Source organism: Pseudomonas maioricensis (assembly GCF_022790535.1).
GTDB lineage: Bacteria > Pseudomonadota > Gammaproteobacteria > Pseudomonadales > Pseudomonadaceae > Aquipseudomonas > Aquipseudomonas maioricensis.
This window is the reverse complement of the sequence record NZ_LOHG01000005.1, coordinates 208,255-226,148: the sequence shown is the minus strand read 5'-3', so window position 1 is coordinate 226,148 and position 17,894 is coordinate 208,255. Positions and strand designations below refer to the sequence as shown.

Here is a 17,894-nt window from a genome sequence, read left to right as displayed (position 1 = left end):
CCAGGACTATGTGGAAACATAGCCCCGCCCCGATCTGACCGTGGTTACCGACCTGAATGAAAACTATCGACGACACCCCTGTGATTTCACCTTCGCGGGTATCACTGACGGGGCGCAAGAATAATCCGGAAAAAACCCGGGATGACATCCTGCAGGCGGCCATCGCCGAATTTGTCGCGCAGGGGTTGTCGGGGGCGCGGGTCGACGCCATCGCAGAGCGCACCAAAACGTCCAAGCGAATGATCTACTACTACTTCAACAGTAAGGAGCAGTTATACGCCGAGGTTCTGGAGAAGCTTTATGGGGATATCCGGCGCACTGAAAGCGGGCTCAATCTGGATGCACTGGAGCCGATGCAGGCCATCGAACGACTGGTGGAATTCACGTTTGATCACCACGACCGCAACGTCGACTTCGTGCGGATCGTCTGCATCGAGAACATCCATAACGGCGAGAACGTCAAACAGTCACCGACGATTCGCGAGCTGAGCCAAAACATTGTCAGCATCCTCGATAAAATCCTGCGCCGCGGGGAACACGAAGGCGTGTTTCGCCAAGGCGTGAACGCCATCGACCTGCATCTGATGATCAGCTCGTTCTGCTTTTACCGGATTTCGAACCGCCACACCTTTTCCGAGATATTTCAGATCGAACTGGTCAACGACGAGATCAAACAGCGCCACAAGGCCATGCTGTGCGACTCGGTGAGTCGATACCTGCGGCCTTGAATCGCCAAGTGCACCGAATCCTGTAGGAGCTGCCGAAGGCTGCGAAAGCATTACCTGCTACGCCGCCATTCGCAGCCTGCGGCAGCTCCTCCAAGTGTGTCGCTCTTAATCACCCATTCCCGCAAAATGCTCCTGCATGCGCCCCGCATCCGCAGTCCGGCCGCTGAACAGTTCAAACGCCTTGACCGCCTGAAACACCGCCATGGTGCCGCCATCCAGCGTGCGGCAGCCCAGAGCGCGTGCGTGCCTGAGCAGTTCGGTTTCCAGCGGGAAATAAATGATTTCTGCGACCCACAGGTCTTTGTGCAGCAGTTCGGGTGGCAACGGCGTGCCGGGCAGTTTGGTCATGCCGACCGGGGTGGTGTTGACCAGGCCGTCAGCTGCGGCCATGGCTTCGCGCAAATCCCGCCCGACCAGCGCCCGATTCTCCCCGAAGTGGCTGTTCAGGTTGTCCACCAAACCCTGTGCTCGCGCCGGGTCCACTTCAAAAATACTCAGTTGCTCGACACCTTCAGCCAGCAAGGCATGAGCCACCGCCGCGCCAGCACCGCCAGCGCCCATCTGCACCACGCGCCTGCGGCGCACATCATTGAGCCCGCGGCGGAAACCTTCGGCAAAACCCAGGCAGTCGGTGTTATGGCCGATGCGTTGACCGTCCTTGAACAGCACCGTGTTCACCGCGCCGATGCCTCTGGCTTCAGGCGACAGATCATCCAGTAACGGGATCACCGCTTGCTTGCAGGGGAAGGTGATGTTCAGACCGGTATAGCCCATGCGTTGAGCGCTGGTGAGCAGGTCGGGCAGGGCCGTGATGTCCAGTTTGAGGGCATCAAGGTCGAGCAATCGATACAGATAGCGAATGCCTTGGGCATCACCTTCATGTTCGTGCAGTGCGGGGGTGCGAGAAGCCTGGATACCGGAGCCGATAAGGCCCGCGAGGATGGACGGTTTACGGTTTACAGTCATGGCGATCGGCTCTTATTAGATGCCGCATCCCGGGATCGAAGGATGCGGTTTCAGCAAAATGTACCAGATGGTTAATTTTGCGGAAGAGCCAGGATGAAGGCAAGACGATAAATCTGTTCGGTAATCGCCCTTGTTGATGAACCAGAACCTGAATTGGAATGAGATCCTGTGGGAGCCGAGCTTGCTCGCGATGCAGGAGACACAGCTAGAAGACATACCGCGTTATCGTTTATCGCAGGCAAGCACTGCTCCCACAGGATTGGGTCCTGTCAGTAGGTCCCTGAGCTACTCAAGAAGCAATCAACTGCCGCAACACATAATGCAGAATCCCGCCCGCCTTGAAGTACTCAACCTCATTCAGGGTGTCGATGCGGCACAGCACATCGAGGACTTCCTGAGTGCCATCTTCGCGAGTGATCCGCAGCGTGAGGTTCATGCCTGGCTGCAGGTTGGCTTGGGTCAGGCCACTGATATCCAGCGTCTCCTTGCCGGTCAGGCTTAGCGTCTTGCGGCTCTGGCCATTCTTGAACTGGAGCGGCAGTACGCCCATGCCCACCAGGTTGGAACGGTGAATACGCTCGAAACTTTCAGCGATAACCGCTTTCACGCCCAGCAGATTGGTGCCTTTCGCTGCCCAGTCACGGCTTGAGCCGGTTCCATACTCCTGCCCGGCAATGACCACCAACGGCGTTTTTTCAGCCTGATAACGCATGGCTGCATCGTAGATCGACAGCTTCTCGTCGGTAGGCACGTGCAGGGTATAGCCGCCTTCCTCACCGCCGAGCATCTCGTTGCGGATACGAATATTGGCGAAGGTGCCACGCATCATCACTTCATGGTTGCCACGACGTGAACCGTACGAGTTGAAATCCCGAGGCTCGACACCTTGTTGACGCAGATAACGGCCTGCCGGGCTGTCGGTTTTGATATTGCCCGCCGGGGAAATATGGTCGGTGGTCACCGAGTCGCCGAGCATGGCCAGCACCCGTGCACTGTGGATGTCTTCGATGACCGGCAGTGGACCGGCAATGTCTTCGAAAAAGGGCGGATGCTGGATGTAAGTGGAATCGTCCTGCCAGACATACGTCGCGGCCTGCGGCACTTCGATGGCCTGCCATTGCTCGTCACCGGCAAATACCTCGGCGTATTCCTTGTGGAACATCCCGGTATTGACCTGCTCAACGGCTTCGGCGATTTCCTTTTGGCTCGGCCAGATATCGCGCAGATACACCGGCTGGCCGTCTTTGCCTTCGCCCAGTGATTCGCTACTGATGTCGACGCGCACGCTGCCTGCCAGGGCATAGGCTACGACCAGCGGTGGCGAGGCCAGCCAGTTGGTTTTGACCAGGGGATGTACGCGGCCTTCGAAATTACGGTTGCCAGACAGAACCGAAGCCACTGTCAGGTCCGATTGCTGGATGGCTTTTTCAATCGGCTCCGGCAGTGGCCCGGAGTTGCCGATGCAGGTGGTGCAGCCGTAGCCCACCAGATCAAAGCCCAATGCGTCGAGGTATTGAGTCAGCCCCGCAGCCTTGTAGTAATCGGTCACCACTTTGGAGCCGGGAGCCAGAGAGGTTTTTACCCACGGCTTGGTGGTCAGGCCTTTTTCCACGGCTTTTTTGGCCACTAACCCAGCCGCCATCATCACGCTAGGGTTGGAGGTGTTGGTGCAGGAGGTGATAGCCGCGATCACGACCGCGCCGTTTTTCAGGCGATACGTGCGGCCTTCGTATTCATAGTCAGCCTCACCGGTCACCTGGTCGGCGTTACCGACTGCGACGCCACCACCGCCTTCACTTTCCAGACGACCTTCATCTTTTTGCGTCGGTTTGAATTGCAGCCCGAGGAAGTCGCTGAACGCTTGGGCGACATTCGGCAGGGCGACACGATCCTGAGGCCGTTTAGGCCCGGCGAGACTCGCCTCGACAGTGCCCATGTCGAGTTCCAGGCTGTCAGTGAACACCGGTTCCTGACCTGGCAGCCGCCACAGGCCCTGCGCTTTGCAATAGGCTTCGACCAGTTTCACCGTCTGCTCAGGTCTGCCGGACAGGCGCAGGTACTCTAGCGTGACCTCGTCAACCGGGAAGAAACCGCAGGTGGCGCCGTATTCCGGTGCCATATTCGCGATAGTTGCCCGATCCGCCAGCGGCAGCTGTGCCAGACCGTCCCCGTAAAACTCGACGAATTTGCCGACCACACCTTTCTTACGCAGCATTTGCGTGACGGTCAGCACCAGGTCGGTAGCGGTGATGCCTTCCTTGAGCTTGCCGTTGAGTTTGAAACCGATCACTTCCGGGATCAGCATTGAGACTGGCTGGCCAAGCATCGCTGCTTCCGCTTCGATACCGCCCACGCCCCAGCCCAATACGCCGAGGCCATTGATCATGGTGGTGTGCGAATCGGTACCCACCAGTGTGTCCGGGAACGCATACGTGCGGCCGTCCTCGTCCTTGGTCCAGACCGTGCGGCCCAGGTACTCGAGATTCACCTGATGGCAGATCCCGGTGCCAGGCGGCACTACGCTGAAATTGTCGAAGGCGCTTTGGCCCCAGCGCAGAAAGGCATAACGTTCGCCGTTACGCTCCATTTCGATGTCGACGTTTTGCGAAAAAGAATCGGCATCGCCGAATTTGTCGACCATTACCGAGTGGTCAATGACCAGATCCACTGGCGATAGCGGATTGATCCGCTGCGGATCGCCACCCGCTTTGGCGACTGCGGCGCGCATGGCTGCCAGATCGACCACGGCCGGAACACCCGTGAAGTCCTGCATCAGCACCCGGGCAGGGCGGTACTGGATTTCCCGATCCGAGCGGCGCTCTCCCAGCCAGGCAGCCAGCGACTTGAGATCGGTACCGGTCACGGTCTTGTTGTCTTCCCAGCGCAGCAGGTTTTCCAGTAACACCTTGAGGGACATCGGCAGCTTGTCCAGGTCGCCCAGGGTTTTGGCAGCCTCTGGCAGGCTGAAGTAGTGGTAGGTCTTGTTATCGATTTCGAGCGTTTTAAGGCTGTTCAGGCTATCGAGGGAGGGCATGAAATAACTCCTTTGACGCGTCCGCACGGTACGGACTGGACGATTGAAATCCTTTGCAAGCTGGCGTCGCTTCAGTTTCTGCGCCGCTTGTTATTGATGGCGTGTGTAGTACTGGACCAGCCGGTCGCTCCACTGGTTCCTGATTCAGCTATCATGCTCGCCTTTTACGTCGCTGAGATTAACCCTCTCGTATAGGTCGACGTGTTCAGGAGCACCCCATGAACACCCTGTTTATGCACTGTCGCCCGGGCTTCGAAGGTGAAGTCTGTTCGGAAATCGCCGAGCATGCGGCGCGGCTCAATGTCTCAGGCTACGCCAAGGCCAAGCCGAATACGGCGTGCGCGGAATTCGTCTGCACGGAAGATGACGGCGCCGAGCGATTGATGAACGGCCAACGCTTCTCGAAGTTGATCTTCCCTCGTCAATGGGCCAGAGGTGTGTTTCTGGAATTGCCGGAAACCGACCGTATCAGCGTGATCCTGTCACACATGGCTGATTTCGCGACGTGCGGCAGCCTGTGGCTGGAAGTGGTGGACACCAATGACGGCAAGGAGCTGTCGACTTTTTGCCGCAAGTTCGAAGCCCCTTTACGCAAGGCGCTGACCCAGGCTGGCAAGCTGGTGGATGACCCGCGCAAGCCGCGTTTGCTGCTGACATTCAAGAGTGGTCGCGAGGTGTTTCTTGGTCTTGCAGACGCCGACAACTCGGCGATGTGGCCCATGGGCATTCCGCGCCTGAAGTTCCCCCGTGAAGCGCCAAGCCGTTCGACCCTCAAGCTGGAAGAGGCCTGGCATCACTTCATTCCGCGAGATCAGTGGGATGAGCGTCTGTCTGGGGATATGACCGGTGTCGATCTTGGCGCCGCCCCGGGTGGCTGGACTTACCAGTTGGTGCGCCGTGGCATGCTGGTGACTGCAATTGATAACGGGCCAATGGCCGAAAGCCTGATGGACACCGGTCTGGTTCAGCACTTGATGGCCGACGGCTTCACTTACAAGCCGCGTCAGCCGGTGGACTGGATGGTTTGCGACATCGTCGAAAAGCCTGCGCGTAATGCCGCTTTGCTGGAAACCTGGCTGGGCGAAGGCTTGTGTCGCGAAGCCGTGGTCAACCTCAAGTTGCCGATGAAACAGCGATACGCCGAAGTCAGCCGTCTGTTGCAGCGTATTGAAGAAGGCTTCGAGGCACGCGGCATTCGTGTCGAAATCGGCTGCAAGCAGCTGTACCACGACCGCGAAGAAGTGACCTGTCATCTGCGTCGGCTGGATGGTAAGCGCAAGGGGTGATTATCTTGCCCCTGTAGGAGTGAGCTTGCTCGCGATAGCTACCTGACAATCAAAAAAGCGTTGCCTGATCAGACGCTATCGCGAGCAAGCTCACTCCTACGGTGTATTCGGCAGGCTACACCAGCAGCTGTTCCAGATGCTTGATGATCTCCTCGGTTTTCAATACCAGCACATCGCTCTCCAGTGAATCGAGCACCACTTCGGCCGTGTTGCCGATCAGCGCCGCTGGAATGCCGGTGCGCGCCACGGTACCGATGATGGTCACGGCGGCATCCAGTTGCCGAGCTGTGAAAGGGATCAAAACATCCGCCGGTCCTTCGGCAATGTGCAGGTGCGCATCATCGATATCGAATTCGGTCTGGAATGCCTGACACTGCTCGCGATAGCGGGCTTCAATGCTTTCCTTGAGCTGAAATACCGGATCGGCTGCCGACAACATGGGGGAAGGGTGAGCCGCGATCACGTGCAAACGGCCCTTGGCCAGCGCGGCAATGTCATAGCCGTGATCGACGATGGAGTAGTGCAGGGCGCGGTGCTCGCCGTCATGATTACCCACATCAACAGCCGCCAGGATCACGCCTTCTGTCCATGGCCTGTCGGTTTTCACCATCAGAACCGGGCTCGGGCATAAACGCAGCAGCTTCCAGTCCTCAGGTGTGAGCAAGGCTTTTTTCAGTGGGTTGTCGGGGAAGTGCTGTTTTATCACCAGCCCGCAGCCTTCGGCCTGTTGCGCCTGAATAATCGTGTGATGCAGGCTGCTGTCCCAGGTTTGTTCGGTGGTGGCTGAGAACCCTTCATCAAGCAGACGCCGCTTTACCTCCGCGAGCACCGCCGTGTGAGGGTGTTTTTCCTTGTCGCAGATCAGCAAGTGCAGGTGTGCGCCAGTGACACCGGCTATCAGCCGTGCTCGCTTGAGCGCCAGGCTGTCTGGATGTTCGGGCTCTATGACCACCAGAATGCTGCGTATCGATTGCATGACGTTGTCTCCCGGATGCGTTATCCCTGATGCACTCCACAACTATAGTTGCACTGCTAGCGTTGTAGCCTTGATGCACGTCAGCTCATTTCTATCGCCGGACGCGGGTCGCCCTCGTATAATGCCCGGCCTTGTCGTTCGGCCTTCTGTGAGCCTATGTACCCGATTCCTGAAATTGAAGCCTTCCTGCTTTGCCGCACACCCGACAGCTGGGTTCAGGCTGCATTGCGCAACCTGGACATCTTGTTGATCGATCACGCGAACAACGAAAAGAAGGCGGCCGGGGCGGCGTTCCAGTTCATGTTCCAGTACAACGACAAGTTTGACCTGCTGAGCAAGATGTCGCGCCTGGCCCGCGAAGAATTACGTCACTTCGAGCAAGTGCTGAGCATTATCCGCAAACGCGAAATCCCCATGGCCAACGTCAGTTCGGCGCGTTATGCCGGAGCGTTGCGTAAGCTGGTACGCAATCACAACCCGTATCGCCTGACGGATGCGTTGATTGTCGGCGCCATCGTCGAGGCCCGTTCCTGCGAGCGTTTTGCCTGTCTGGTACCGCACCTGGACGAAGAGCTGGGCAAGTTCTACGCCGGTTTATTGAAGTCCGAAGCGCGGCATTTCCAGGACTACCTGAAGCTGGCCTATACCTATGGCGACAAGGCTGATGTCGACGCCAAAATCGAAGAAATCCGCCTCGCCGAACGCGAACTGATTGAAAGCCCGGATGAAGAGTTCCGGTTTCACAGCGGTGTGCCTGCGTTGGTTTGAGTCTCCCGTGCTGGATGTAATTTGTAGGAGTGAGCTTGCTCGCGATAGCAGTTTGTCAGTCGCAGAGTATTTGACTGAAAAACTGCTATCGCGAGCAAGCTCACTCCTACAGGTCTAACACCTTTCTTACATCAAAATAGTAAGCAAGCTAATAAAAGCTTTGCCATTTGCTGCCTAAGCAGTAATATCGCCACATTCTCTGCCTAGGCAGCTAATTTGGTGGATTCATGAAACATTTCAGTCCTGATAATCAGCAGTCGACAATCATGGGCATGCTGATCGGCCGCACCAATTCGCTGAAAGATCGCATCCTCGACAAGCAATTAGTGCCCTATGGCATCACTTTCTCGCAGTTCAAGGTGTTGATCATCGTTGCCCAGTTCCGCGCGGATACCCCCGCCGAATTGTGTCGGCACCTGTCGCTGGACAGCGGCTCGATGACTCGAATGCTGGACCGGCTTGAACAGAAACAATTGCTGGAGCGCACCCGTTCGGCCACTGACCGGCGTCAGGTTCAGCTCGTTCTGACAGAGCAGGGGCGAATCATCACCGACCAATTGCCGCAGATTGGCGCTGAAGCCATGAATGAATTGCTTGGCGTGCTGGATGCTGAAGAAGTGGCAAGTCTGGAGCGAATCCTCAGCAAGGTGCTGATCGATGCCAACGATCACATCGCTATTACCCGCCTGAGTTTCAAAGACAGAGGTGCAGAATGAGCCTTTCTGTTGCGCGGGGGCGTTACAGCCTGTTGCTGATCGCCCTGAGTGTTGCCGGTTGCGCCAACTACAGCGGCTTGACCACCCAAGGCAAAAGCCTCGACGCTAATAACCTGCAAGCCGGACACAGCCTGCAAGGTATTAGCCTGTCGCCTGCGGCCTGGCCAAAACGTGACTGGTGGAAAAATCTCGGAGATCCGCAGCTTGATGGCTTGATCAACGAAGCCCTGCGCGACAGCCCTGACATGCAGGTCGCCAGTGCGCGTACTCATCAGGCGATGGCCTCAGCCTATGCAGCCGATGCGGCACGTATGCCGACGGTCGACGCCGACGCCAGTGTCAGTCGCTCACGCCTGGCACGGGATCAGGACCCGAGCGGTATGGGAGGGCGCTACAGCACCCTGCGCAGCCTGGCGGTCAACTTCAATTACAACTTCGACTTATGGGGCGGCCAGCGTGCTGCCTGGGAAGCTGCATTGGGCCAGGCGCGTGCCGCTGAAGTCGATGAGCAAGCTGCACGTCTGACTTTGGCTGCCGATGTCGCCCGCGCCTACAGCGATGTGGGTCAGGCTTACATCGTTCATGATCTGGCGACTGAGGACCTCAAGCGCACGCAGCAATTGCTCAATCTGGGCAATCAACGTCTGCAGTCCGGGATTGACAGTCAGTATCAATATCAGCAGACCGAAAGCCTGGAGGCCAACTCCCAAGAGGCGCTAATCGCCGCGGAGAAAAGCCTGCGCAGCGCGAAAATCGCCTTGGCAGTGTTACTCGGTAAAGGCCCGGATCGCGTTCAGGAAATCGCCCGTCCCAACGTACTCAAGCCTGCGGTGGTTGCCTTGCCGTCTTCGTTGCCTGCCGAGTTGCTGGGACGTCGACCGGACATCGTCGCGGCCCGCTGGCGTGTTGAAGCCGCGAGCAAGAACATCGTGGCGGGCAAGACCAATTTCTATCCGAACCTGAACCTCAGTGCCGCTGCGGGGGCAGAGTCATTGCTGGGTGACGCGATGTTTGGCTCTGCCAGTCGCTTCTTCAATGTTGCCCCAACCATTTCCCTGCCGTTGTTCGACGGCGGCCGTTTGCGTGCTGATCTGGACGCTCGCGATGCTGATTACGACCTTGCCGTGGCGCAGTACAACAAGAGCCTGATCCGTGCTTTGGGCGACGTCAGCGACAACATCGGTCAACTGCGTGCCATTGATGGCCAGATTCAGGCCCGTCAGCACGCAACGGATGTGGTCCAGCAATCATTCAATACCGTGACCCAGCGCTATGGCTCGGGGATCGGCAACTACCTGGACGTGCTGACTACAGAGCAGCAATTACTTCAGTCACAACGCCAACTGGCTGATCTCAACGCCGAACGAATCGATTTATCGATCCAGTTGATGCAAGCCCTGGGCGGTGGTTTCGAGGGCGAAAGTCCCAACGACGCCACTTCATCAACTGCTTCGCTGACTAACTCAAGGTAATCGTCATGGCCACTGCCGCTAGCGAAAACACCCCCGGGAATGCTCCGGAAAACAGTAAAAAAGACACCAATCCACGCAAGCGCAAGCTGCTCCTGTTCGGGTTGGCGCTGGTCGTCATTCTCGGCGGGCTGGGTGTCTGGGCCTGGCATGAGCTGTATGGCCGCTGGAATGAAAACACCGACGACGCTTATGTGAATGGCAACGTCGTGGAAATCACTCCGCTGGTGGCCGGTACCGTCACCAGCATTGGCGCGGATGATGGTGATCTGGTTCGCGCCGGTCAGGTGTTGCTGCAATTCGACCCCGCTGATGCCGAAGTCGGTTTGCAAAGTGCCGAAGCCAATCTGGGCAAGACCGTGCGTCAGGTTCGCGGTCTGTACAGCAATGTCGACGGCATGAAAGCTCAATTGGCAGCCCAGCGCGCTGAAGTGAAGAAGGCTCAGGACAACTACACCCGACGCAAAAGCCTGGCAGCGGGCGGGGCGATTTCTCAGGAAGAACTCTCCCACGCCCATGACGATTTGATCAGTGCGCAAAGCGCCTTGAGCAACGTCCAGCAGCAACTGGCGAGCAGCGTCGCGTTGGTGGACGACACCGAAGTGTCGTCGCACCCGGACGTGAAGGCGGCAGCGGCGCAACTGCGTCAGGCTTACCTGGCCAATGCCCGCAGCACCTTGATTGCACCTGTCACTGGTTACGTCGCCAAACGCACTGTGCAACTTGGCCAACGCGTCCAGCCGGGCACGGCGTTGATGGCGGTGATCCCTCTGGATCAGCTGTGGATTGATGCCAACTTTAAGGAAACGCAACTGGGCAACATGCGTATTGGTCAGCCGGTGGAAATCGAGTCGGACCTGTACGGCAGTGATGTGAAGTACAGCGGCACGATTGACAGCCTGGGTGCCGGTACCGGCAGCGCCTTTGCGCTGTTGCCTGCGCAAAACGCCACGGGTAACTGGATCAAGATCGTCCAGCGCGTTCCCGTCCGCATCCACATCAACGCCGAAGAACTGGCGAGGCACCCGCTGCGCATCGGTCTGTCCACGACGGTTAACGTCGATCTGCACGATCAAAGCGGCCCGGTGTTGGCGCAACAGCCACCCAAGCAAGCCTCGTTCAGCACCAACGTTTATGAACAGCAACTGGCCGAGGCTGATGCCTTGATCAAACGTCTGATTCATGAAAACAGCGCACTGACCGGCAAGACTGCTCAGCGCTGATCCGACAATTCGCATGCTCCGGTCGTGATCGGCCGGAGCAGCGTCAAGTTTTCAGGGATTCGCGATGAGCGCCAACGCACCCGCATCATTTACGCCGCCCAGTCTGCTGCTGTGTACCATCGGCCTGTCGCTGGCGACCTTCATGCAGGTTCTCGATACGACTATTGCCAACGTCGCCTTGCCGACCATTTCCGGCAATCTGGGCGTCAGCTCGGAGCAGGGCACTTGGGTCATCACCTCGTTTGCGGTCAGTAACGCGATTGCCTTGCCACTGACCGGATGGCTAAGCCGCCGCTTTGGTGAAGTGAAGTTGTTCCTCTGGGCGACGATTCTGTTCGTTCTGGCCTCTTTCCTGTGCGGGATTTCCCAGTCCATGCCGGAGCTGGTGGGTTTTCGTGTGTTGCAGGGTGTGGTGGCGGGGCCGCTGTACCCGATGACGCAAACCTTGCTGATCGCTGTGTATCCTCCGGCAAAAAGGGGGATGGCACTGGCACTGCTGGCGATGGTGACCGTCGTCGCGCCTATTGCGGGGCCGATCCTCGGCGGCTGGATCACCGACAGTTACAGCTGGCCGTGGATCTTCTTCATCAATATTCCGATTGGCCTGTTCGCGGTGCTGGTCGTACGCATGCAAATGGCCAAGCGCCCGGTCGTCACCAGTTACCAGCCCATGGACTATGTCGGGCTTATCACCCTGATCATCGGCGTGGGTGCGTTGCAGATCGTGCTCGACAAGGGCAACGACCTGGACTGGTTCGAGTCGAATTTCATTGTCATCGGTACGCTGATTTCAGCCGTGGCGTTGTCGGTTTTCGTGATCTGGGAGATGACTGACAAGCATCCGATCGTCAATCTGCGCTTGTTTGCCTTCCGTAACTTCCGCATCGGCACCATGGTGTTGGTCGGCGGTTATGCCGGGTTTTTCGGGATCAACCTGCTGCTGCCGCAGTGGTTGCAGACACAAATGGGCTATACCGCGACGTGGGCGGGGCTGGCCGTGGCACCCATCGGTATCTTGCCGGTATTGATGTCGCCGTTTGTCGGTAAGTACGCGCACAAGTTCGACCTGCGCCTGTTGGCGGGGCTGGCATTTCTTGCGATTGGCACCAGTTGCTTCATGCGGGCGGGCTTCACCAACGAAGTGGACTTTGAACACATCGCGCTGGTGCAGTTGTTCATGGGGGCGGGCGTGGCGTTGTTCTTCATGCCGACGCTGAGCATCTTGCTGTCGGACTTGCCGCCCAACCAGATTGCCGATGGTTCAGGCCTGGCGACCTTCCTGCGCACGCTGGGTGGTAGCTTCGCGGCATCGCTGACCACGTGGATCTGGATCCGCCGTGCCGATCAGCATCATGCTTATCTGAGTGAAAATATCAGCACTTACGAGCCTGCGACCCGGGATGCGCTGAACGCACTGGGTGGTGCTAGTCCTTCGGCTTACGCGCAACTTGAGCAGACCCTCAACAGCCAGGCGTACATGATGTCCACGGTGGATTATTTCTACTTGCTGGGCTGGATATTCATGGGCCTCATTCTGCTGGTCTGGCTGGCCAAACCGCCATTCACTGCCAAAGCCGGGCCTGCGGCTGGTGGCGGGCATTGATACGGTTTTGAGCCTTCATACATGATTTGTGGGAGGCCGCCCGGTGTCAGTGACACAGCGCTGTCGCGCAGCAACACAGACCCTGTAGGAGTGAGCTTGCTCGCGATTCGATTTCATGGTTAACGAATTTATCGCATGAACTGACGCTATCGCGAGCAAGCTCACTCCTACAGAAAAAGCATTTAAATTCAGTTGGTTATTTTATGTTTAATGAGAGCGGGGCTGCCCGCGATAAGGCTGGACTTGATGGCCCTGCTATCTGCAGCGCTCTTATCGCGGGCAAGCACCGCTCCCACAAGGTCAGTGTGTCGAGGGATCGGGCAGTGCCAGCTGCTGCTCCGGCACAAAATCAAACGCCGCCAGCTGAAACCCTTGCTCGTCCACCTGCACCGCCCAGCCTTGCTTGTCCCAGTCACCCAGCACAATGCGCCGCGCCGCCTGATCACCGATCTGTAGCTTGTGGATGGCAGGGCGATGGGTATGGCCGTGGATCAGAGTGCGCACACCAAAGTGCTCCATGATTTTAGGCACTTCTTCCGGCGTGACGTCGACGATGTCGTTGGCTTTCATACGCGTCTGCGAGCGGCTTTCATTGCGCAGCTTGCGGGCGAGCTTGTGGCGCGTGCTCTTGGGCAGGTTGCGCAGCACAAACAATGTCAGCGGGTTGCGCAGATAACGGCGCATACGAATGTAACCTTCATCCCGCGTACACAGGCTGTCGCCGTGCATCAGCAGAACAGGCTCGCCGTTCAACTGGACGACGCTCGGGTCTGGCAGCAGTGTGCAGCCAGCCGCTTTACAGAACGCACGGCCAATCATGAAGTCACGATTGCCATGCATCAGAAATATTTGGGTGCCGCTGTCGCTCAGCTCTCGTAGTGCCTGGCAGATCGAGCGCTGGAAGGGCGACATCGCATCGTCGCCAATCCAGACCTCGAAAAAATCACCGAGGATGTACAGGGCCTTGGCATCGCGGGCACGGCCCGCGATCAGATCCAGAAACGCCCGGGTAATGTCCGGGCGTTCTTCCTGCAAATGCAGATCGGAGATCAGCAATATCACTCAACGATCTCGGCTTTCTCGATGATCACGTCTTCAGTCGGTACGTCCTGGTGGCCGGATTTGCTGCCGGTGGACACGCCTTTGATCTTGTCGACAACGTCTGTGCCTTCGATCACTTCGGCAAACACCGCGTAACCCCAGCCCTGAGTGGTCTTGGCGCTGTGGTTGAGGAAGCTGTTGTCAGCCACGTTGATGAAGAACTGCGCGGAGGCCGAATGCGGTTCCATGGTACGGGCCATGGCAACGCTGTATTTCTTGTTCGGCAGACCGTTGTCGGCTTCGTTCTGGATGCTTGGGCGCTTGTCTTTCTTTTCTTTCATGCCTGGCTCGAAACCGCCGCCCTGGATCATGAAGTTACCGATGACGCGGTGAAAAACGGTGTTTTCGTAGTGACCGGCGTTGACGTATTCGATGAAGTTGGCAACGGTCAGCGGCGCTTTCTCAGCGTTCAGTTCCAGAACGATGTCGCCATGGTTGGTGGTCAATTTTACTTTGGACATATCTGAATTCGCTCTTTTGGCAGTTCGTGAATGGACGCGTTATAACCCTGACGCGCAGTTTACAGACGCGGTTACATAATTCGGTCGAGTTTTTAACTCGACGGTTTTCTTACAGGGCGCTGTTAGCCTATTGACAGCTTCGGCTATGATAAGCGCTTTGATTTAGTCGGCCTACCCTGGCCGCGCACTTGTATTGTCCAAGGATCCTATGAGCAAGCCCACTCAAGACCCCGCTGCGAATTCAAAGGCAGGCCCTGCAATTCCTACCAATTTCCTGCGCCCGATTGTCCAGGCTGACCTCGACTCAGGTAAGCACAGCAAGATCGTGACCCGTTTTCCGCCTGAGCCTAACGGCTATCTGCACATCGGTCACGCCAAGTCGATCTGCGTGAATTTCGGTCTGGCTCAGGAATTCGGTGGCGTCACGCACCTGCGTTTCGACGACACCAACCCCGCCAAGGAAGACCAGGAATACATCGACGCCATTGAGAGCGACGTCAAGTGGCTGGGTTTCCAGTGGGATGGCGAAGTACGTTACGCCTCGCAGTATTTCGATCAATTGCACGACTGGGCTGTCGAGCTGATCAAGGCTGGCAAGGCTTACGTGGATGATCTGACCCCTGAGCAGGCTCGCGAATACCGCGGCACCCTGACCGAACCGGGCAAGAACAGCCCGTTCCGTGAGCGCAGCGTTGAGGAAAACATCGACCTGTTCGCCCGTATGAAAGCTGGTGAGTTCGAAGACGGCGCCCGCGTCCTGCGCGCCAAAATCGACATGGCTTCGCCGAACATGAACCTGCGCGACCCGATCCTGTATCGCATTCGTCATGCGCACCACCACCAGACCGGCGATAAGTGGTGCATCTACCCAATCTACGACTTCACCCACGGTCAGTCGGATGCCATCGAAGGCATCACCCACTCGATCTGCACCCTGGAGTTCGAAAGCCATCGTCCGCTGTATGACTGGTTCCTCGACAACCTGCCCGTGCCGAGCAAGCCGCGCCAGTACGAGTTCTCGCGCCTGAACCTGAACTACACCATCACCAGCAAGCGCAAGCTCAAGCAACTGGTTGATGAGAAACACGTTCACGGCTGGGATGACCCGCGCATGTCGACCCTGTCGGGCTTCCGTCGTCGTGGTTACACGCCGAAATCGATTCGTAACTTCTGCGAGATGATTGGCACCAACCGTTCCGACGGCGTGGTGGATTTCGGCATGCTGGAATTCAGCATCCGTGACGATCTGGACCACAGCGCTCCGCGTGCCATGTGCGTGCTGCGTCCTTTGAAAGTCGTGATCACTAATTATCCGGAAGGTCAGGTGGAAAACCTGGAGCTGGCGCGTCACCCGAAAGAAGACCTCGGCGTGCGCAATCTGCCGTTCTCCCGCGAGATCTACATCGACCGCGACGATTACATGGAAGAGCCGCCAAAAGGCTACAAGCGTCTGGAGCCTAATGGCGAAGTGCGCTTGCGCGGTAGCTACGTGATCCGTGCCGACGAAGCGATCAAGGATGCCGACGGCAATATCGTCGAGCTGCGTTGCTCCTACGACCCGGACACCCTGGGCAAGAACCCTGAAGGCCGTAAGGTCAAAGGCGTTGTGCACTGGGTGCCTGCGGCTGAAAGCGTTGAATGCGAAGTTCGTCTGTACGATCGTCTGTTCCGTTCGCCAAATCCTGAAAAGGCTGAGGACGGTGCGACCTTCCTGGACAACATCAATCCGGACTCCCTGCAAGTGCTGACCGGTTGTCGTGCTGAACCTTCACTGGGACAAGCGCAACCGGAAGACCGTTTCCAGTTCGAACGCGAAGGTTATTTCTGCGCGGACATCAAGGACTCGAAACCTGGTCAACCCGTCTTCAACCGCACGGTGACGTTGCGGGACTCCTGGACCTGAGGCAAACAAGTGCTCTCGATTTACAACACGCTCACCAAGAGCAAAGAAGTCTTCAAGCCGCTGGATGGCAACAAGGTACGCATGTACGTCTGCGGGATGACCGTATACGACTACTGCCACCTGGGCCACGGCCGCAGCATGGTGGCGTTCGACCTCGTGACTCGCTGGCTGCGGTTCAGCGGTTACGACCTGACATATGTGCGCAACATCACTGACATTGACGACAAGATCATCAATCGTGCCCGTGAAAATGGCGAGTCGTTCGATGCGCTGACTGCGCGCATGATCGATGCGATGCACGAGGACGAAGCACGGCTGAATATCCTCAAGCCGGACATGGAACCCCGTGCCACCGATTACATCGACGGCATGCACGCCATGATTCAGACCTTGATCGACAAGGGCTACGCCTATGCGCCGGGTAATGGCGACGTGTACTACCGCGTCGGCAAATTCCTCGGTTACGGCAAGCTGTCGCGCAAGAAGATCGAAGACCTGCGCATTGGCGCACGTATCGAAGTGGACGAGTCCAAGGACGATCCGCTGGACTTCGTGCTCTGGAAAGGCGTCAAGCCCGGCGAGCCAAGTTGGGAATCGCCTTGGGGCGCGGGGCGTCCTGGCTGGCACATCGAGTGCTCGGTGATGTCTACCTGCTGCCTGGGTGAGACGTTCGATATTCATGGCGGTGGCAGCGACCTTGAGTTCCCGCACCACGAAAACGAAATTGCCCAGAGCGAAGCGGCCACCGGCAAGACTTACGCCAATGCCTGGCTGCATTGCGGCATGATTCGCATCAATGGCGAGAAGATGTCCAAGTCATTGAACAACTTCTTCACCATCCGCGACGTGCTGGAAAAGTACTCGCCGGAAGTGGTGCGTTATCTGCTGGTGTCCAGCCATTACCGCAGCGCGATCAACTACTCCGAAGACAGCCTCAAAGAGTCCAAGAGTGCGCTGGAGCGTTTCTACCATGCCCTTCGTGGCTTGCCGGTTTCCGAGCCGTCAGGTGGCGATGCGTTCGTCGAGCGTTTCTCGGCAGCCATGAACGACGACTTCGGCACGCCTGAGGCTTGTGCGGTGCTGTTCGAGATGGTCCGCGAGATCAACCGTCTGCGGGAAACCGACCTGACAGCGGCTGCGGGCCTGGCTGCTCGTTTGAAGCAATTGGCCAGCGTGCTGGGCGTGTTGCAGCTGGATGCCGACGACTTCTTGCAGTCAGGTGCTGAAGGTCGGGTTGATGCGGTAGAAGTTGAAGCGCTGATCCAGGCACGTCTGGCCGCCCGCGCAGCCAAGGACTGGGCTGAGTCCGACCGCATCCGCGACCAGATCACCGCCATGGGCGTGGTGCTGGAAGACGGCAAAGGCGGTACGACCTGGCGGTTGGCGGATTGATTCGCTGATTTTGATCTGCACTGCGTTGCTGACACAGCGCGGTCTCAAAGAAGATGCAAAACTTTGTGGGAGCTGAGCTTGCTCGCGATACAGGCACCTCGGTGTTTGATCTGAAACCGAGGTGCCTGTATCGCGGGCAAGCACCGCTCCCACAGGGATTGCATTCCAGTTCAACTGATCGGTCGTGGTTCAATCCTCAACCGCTTATAAAGCGTATTGCGGCTCACCCCCAGACGGTTGGCGGATTGATTCGCTGACTTTGATCTGC

Annotated in this window: 14 protein-coding genes; 9 read left to right on the top strand and 5 right to left on the bottom strand. The window is 57.7% G+C overall.

What is annotated here, in order from left to right:
* The first annotated feature begins 56 nt into the window (after window positions 1-56).
* A complete protein-coding gene (locus AUC61_RS10455) occupies window positions 57-728 on the top strand; it encodes a TetR/AcrR family transcriptional regulator (RefSeq protein WP_122666328.1) in 672 nt (223 codons plus the stop codon).
* A 105-nt stretch (window positions 729-833) separates the two neighbouring features.
* On the opposite strand, the gene AUC61_RS10450 is transcribed toward AUC61_RS10455, so the two are convergent.
* A complete protein-coding gene (locus AUC61_RS10450) occupies window positions 834-1,694 on the bottom strand; it encodes a shikimate dehydrogenase (RefSeq protein WP_243245871.1) in 861 nt (286 codons plus the stop codon).
* Window positions 1,695-1,983: 289 nt separating this feature from the next.
* Window positions 1,984-4,728 (bottom strand): aconitate hydratase AcnA, encoded by a 2,745-nt coding sequence (acnA, locus tag AUC61_RS10445; RefSeq protein ID WP_243245869.1) that lies wholly within the window; start codon window positions 4,726-4,728, stop codon window positions 1,984-1,986.
* Between the two features lie 218 nt (window positions 4,729-4,946).
* Between acnA and rlmM the strand changes: the two genes are divergently transcribed.
* Window positions 4,947-6,014: a 23S rRNA (cytidine(2498)-2'-O)-methyltransferase RlmM gene (gene rlmM, locus AUC61_RS10440; RefSeq protein WP_243245867.1), complete on the top strand. Its 1,068-nt coding sequence runs from the start codon at window positions 4,947-4,949 to the stop codon at window positions 6,012-6,014.
* Between the two features lie 115 nt (window positions 6,015-6,129).
* On the opposite strand, the gene AUC61_RS10435 is transcribed toward rlmM, so the two are convergent.
* Window positions 6,130-6,990, bottom strand: a complete 861-nt coding sequence (locus AUC61_RS10435) for a universal stress protein (RefSeq protein ID WP_243245865.1) — start codon at window positions 6,988-6,990, stop codon at window positions 6,130-6,132.
* A 156-nt stretch (window positions 6,991-7,146) separates the two neighbouring features.
* Between AUC61_RS10435 and AUC61_RS10430 the strand changes: the two genes are divergently transcribed.
* From AUC61_RS10430 to AUC61_RS10410, 5 genes are all read left to right on the top strand, one after another.
* Entirely contained in the window at window positions 7,147-7,758 is a 612-nt protein-coding gene (locus AUC61_RS10430; protein ID WP_243245864.1) for a MiaE family protein, read from the top strand.
* Window positions 7,759-7,985: 227 nt separating this feature from the next.
* Entirely contained in the window at window positions 7,986-8,474 is a 489-nt protein-coding gene (locus tag AUC61_RS10425; RefSeq protein ID WP_027902106.1) for a MarR family winged helix-turn-helix transcriptional regulator, read from the top strand.
* Window positions 8,471-9,946 (top strand): efflux transporter outer membrane subunit, encoded by a 1,476-nt coding sequence (locus tag AUC61_RS10420; protein WP_243245862.1) that lies wholly within the window; start codon window positions 8,471-8,473, stop codon window positions 9,944-9,946. The genes AUC61_RS10425 and AUC61_RS10420 overlap by 4 nt, the downstream gene beginning before the upstream one ends.
* A gap of 5 nt (window positions 9,947-9,951) precedes the next feature.
* The gene (locus tag AUC61_RS10415) at window positions 9,952-11,166 is read left to right on the top strand and encodes an HlyD/EmrA/EmrK family protein (protein WP_243245860.1); all 1,215 of its coding nucleotides are present in this window, start codon (window positions 9,952-9,954) and stop codon (window positions 11,164-11,166) included.
* 64 nt (window positions 11,167-11,230) lie between these two features.
* Window positions 11,231-12,769, top strand: coding sequence for a DHA2 family efflux MFS transporter permease subunit (locus AUC61_RS10410; RefSeq protein ID WP_243245858.1), 1,539 nt, complete (start codon window positions 11,231-11,233; stop codon window positions 12,767-12,769).
* Between the two features lie 300 nt (window positions 12,770-13,069).
* On the opposite strand, the gene lpxH is transcribed toward AUC61_RS10410, so the two are convergent.
* Together lpxH and AUC61_RS10400 are read right to left on the bottom strand one after the other, a co-directional pair.
* Entirely contained in the window at window positions 13,070-13,831 is a 762-nt protein-coding gene (gene lpxH / locus AUC61_RS10405; protein WP_243245855.1) for a UDP-2,3-diacylglucosamine diphosphatase, read from the bottom strand.
* Complete coding sequence (locus AUC61_RS10400) at window positions 13,828-14,331, bottom strand: peptidylprolyl isomerase (protein ID WP_027902101.1); 504 nt, start codon at window positions 14,329-14,331, stop codon at window positions 13,828-13,830. The genes lpxH and AUC61_RS10400 overlap by 4 nt, the downstream gene beginning before the upstream one ends.
* A 208-nt stretch (window positions 14,332-14,539) precedes the next feature.
* Here AUC61_RS10400 and AUC61_RS10395 point away from each other — a divergent pair, with 208 nt between their 5' ends.
* The gene (locus AUC61_RS10395; protein ID WP_243245853.1) at window positions 14,540-16,234 is read left to right on the top strand and encodes a glutamine--tRNA ligase/YqeY domain fusion protein; all 1,695 of its coding nucleotides are present in this window, start codon (window positions 14,540-14,542) and stop codon (window positions 16,232-16,234) included.
* 9 nt (window positions 16,235-16,243) lie between these two features.
* Window positions 16,244-17,626 (top strand): cysteine--tRNA ligase, encoded by a 1,383-nt coding sequence (gene cysS, locus AUC61_RS10390; protein WP_243245852.1) that lies wholly within the window; start codon window positions 16,244-16,246, stop codon window positions 17,624-17,626.
* Window positions 17,627-17,894: the final 268 nt, after the last annotated feature.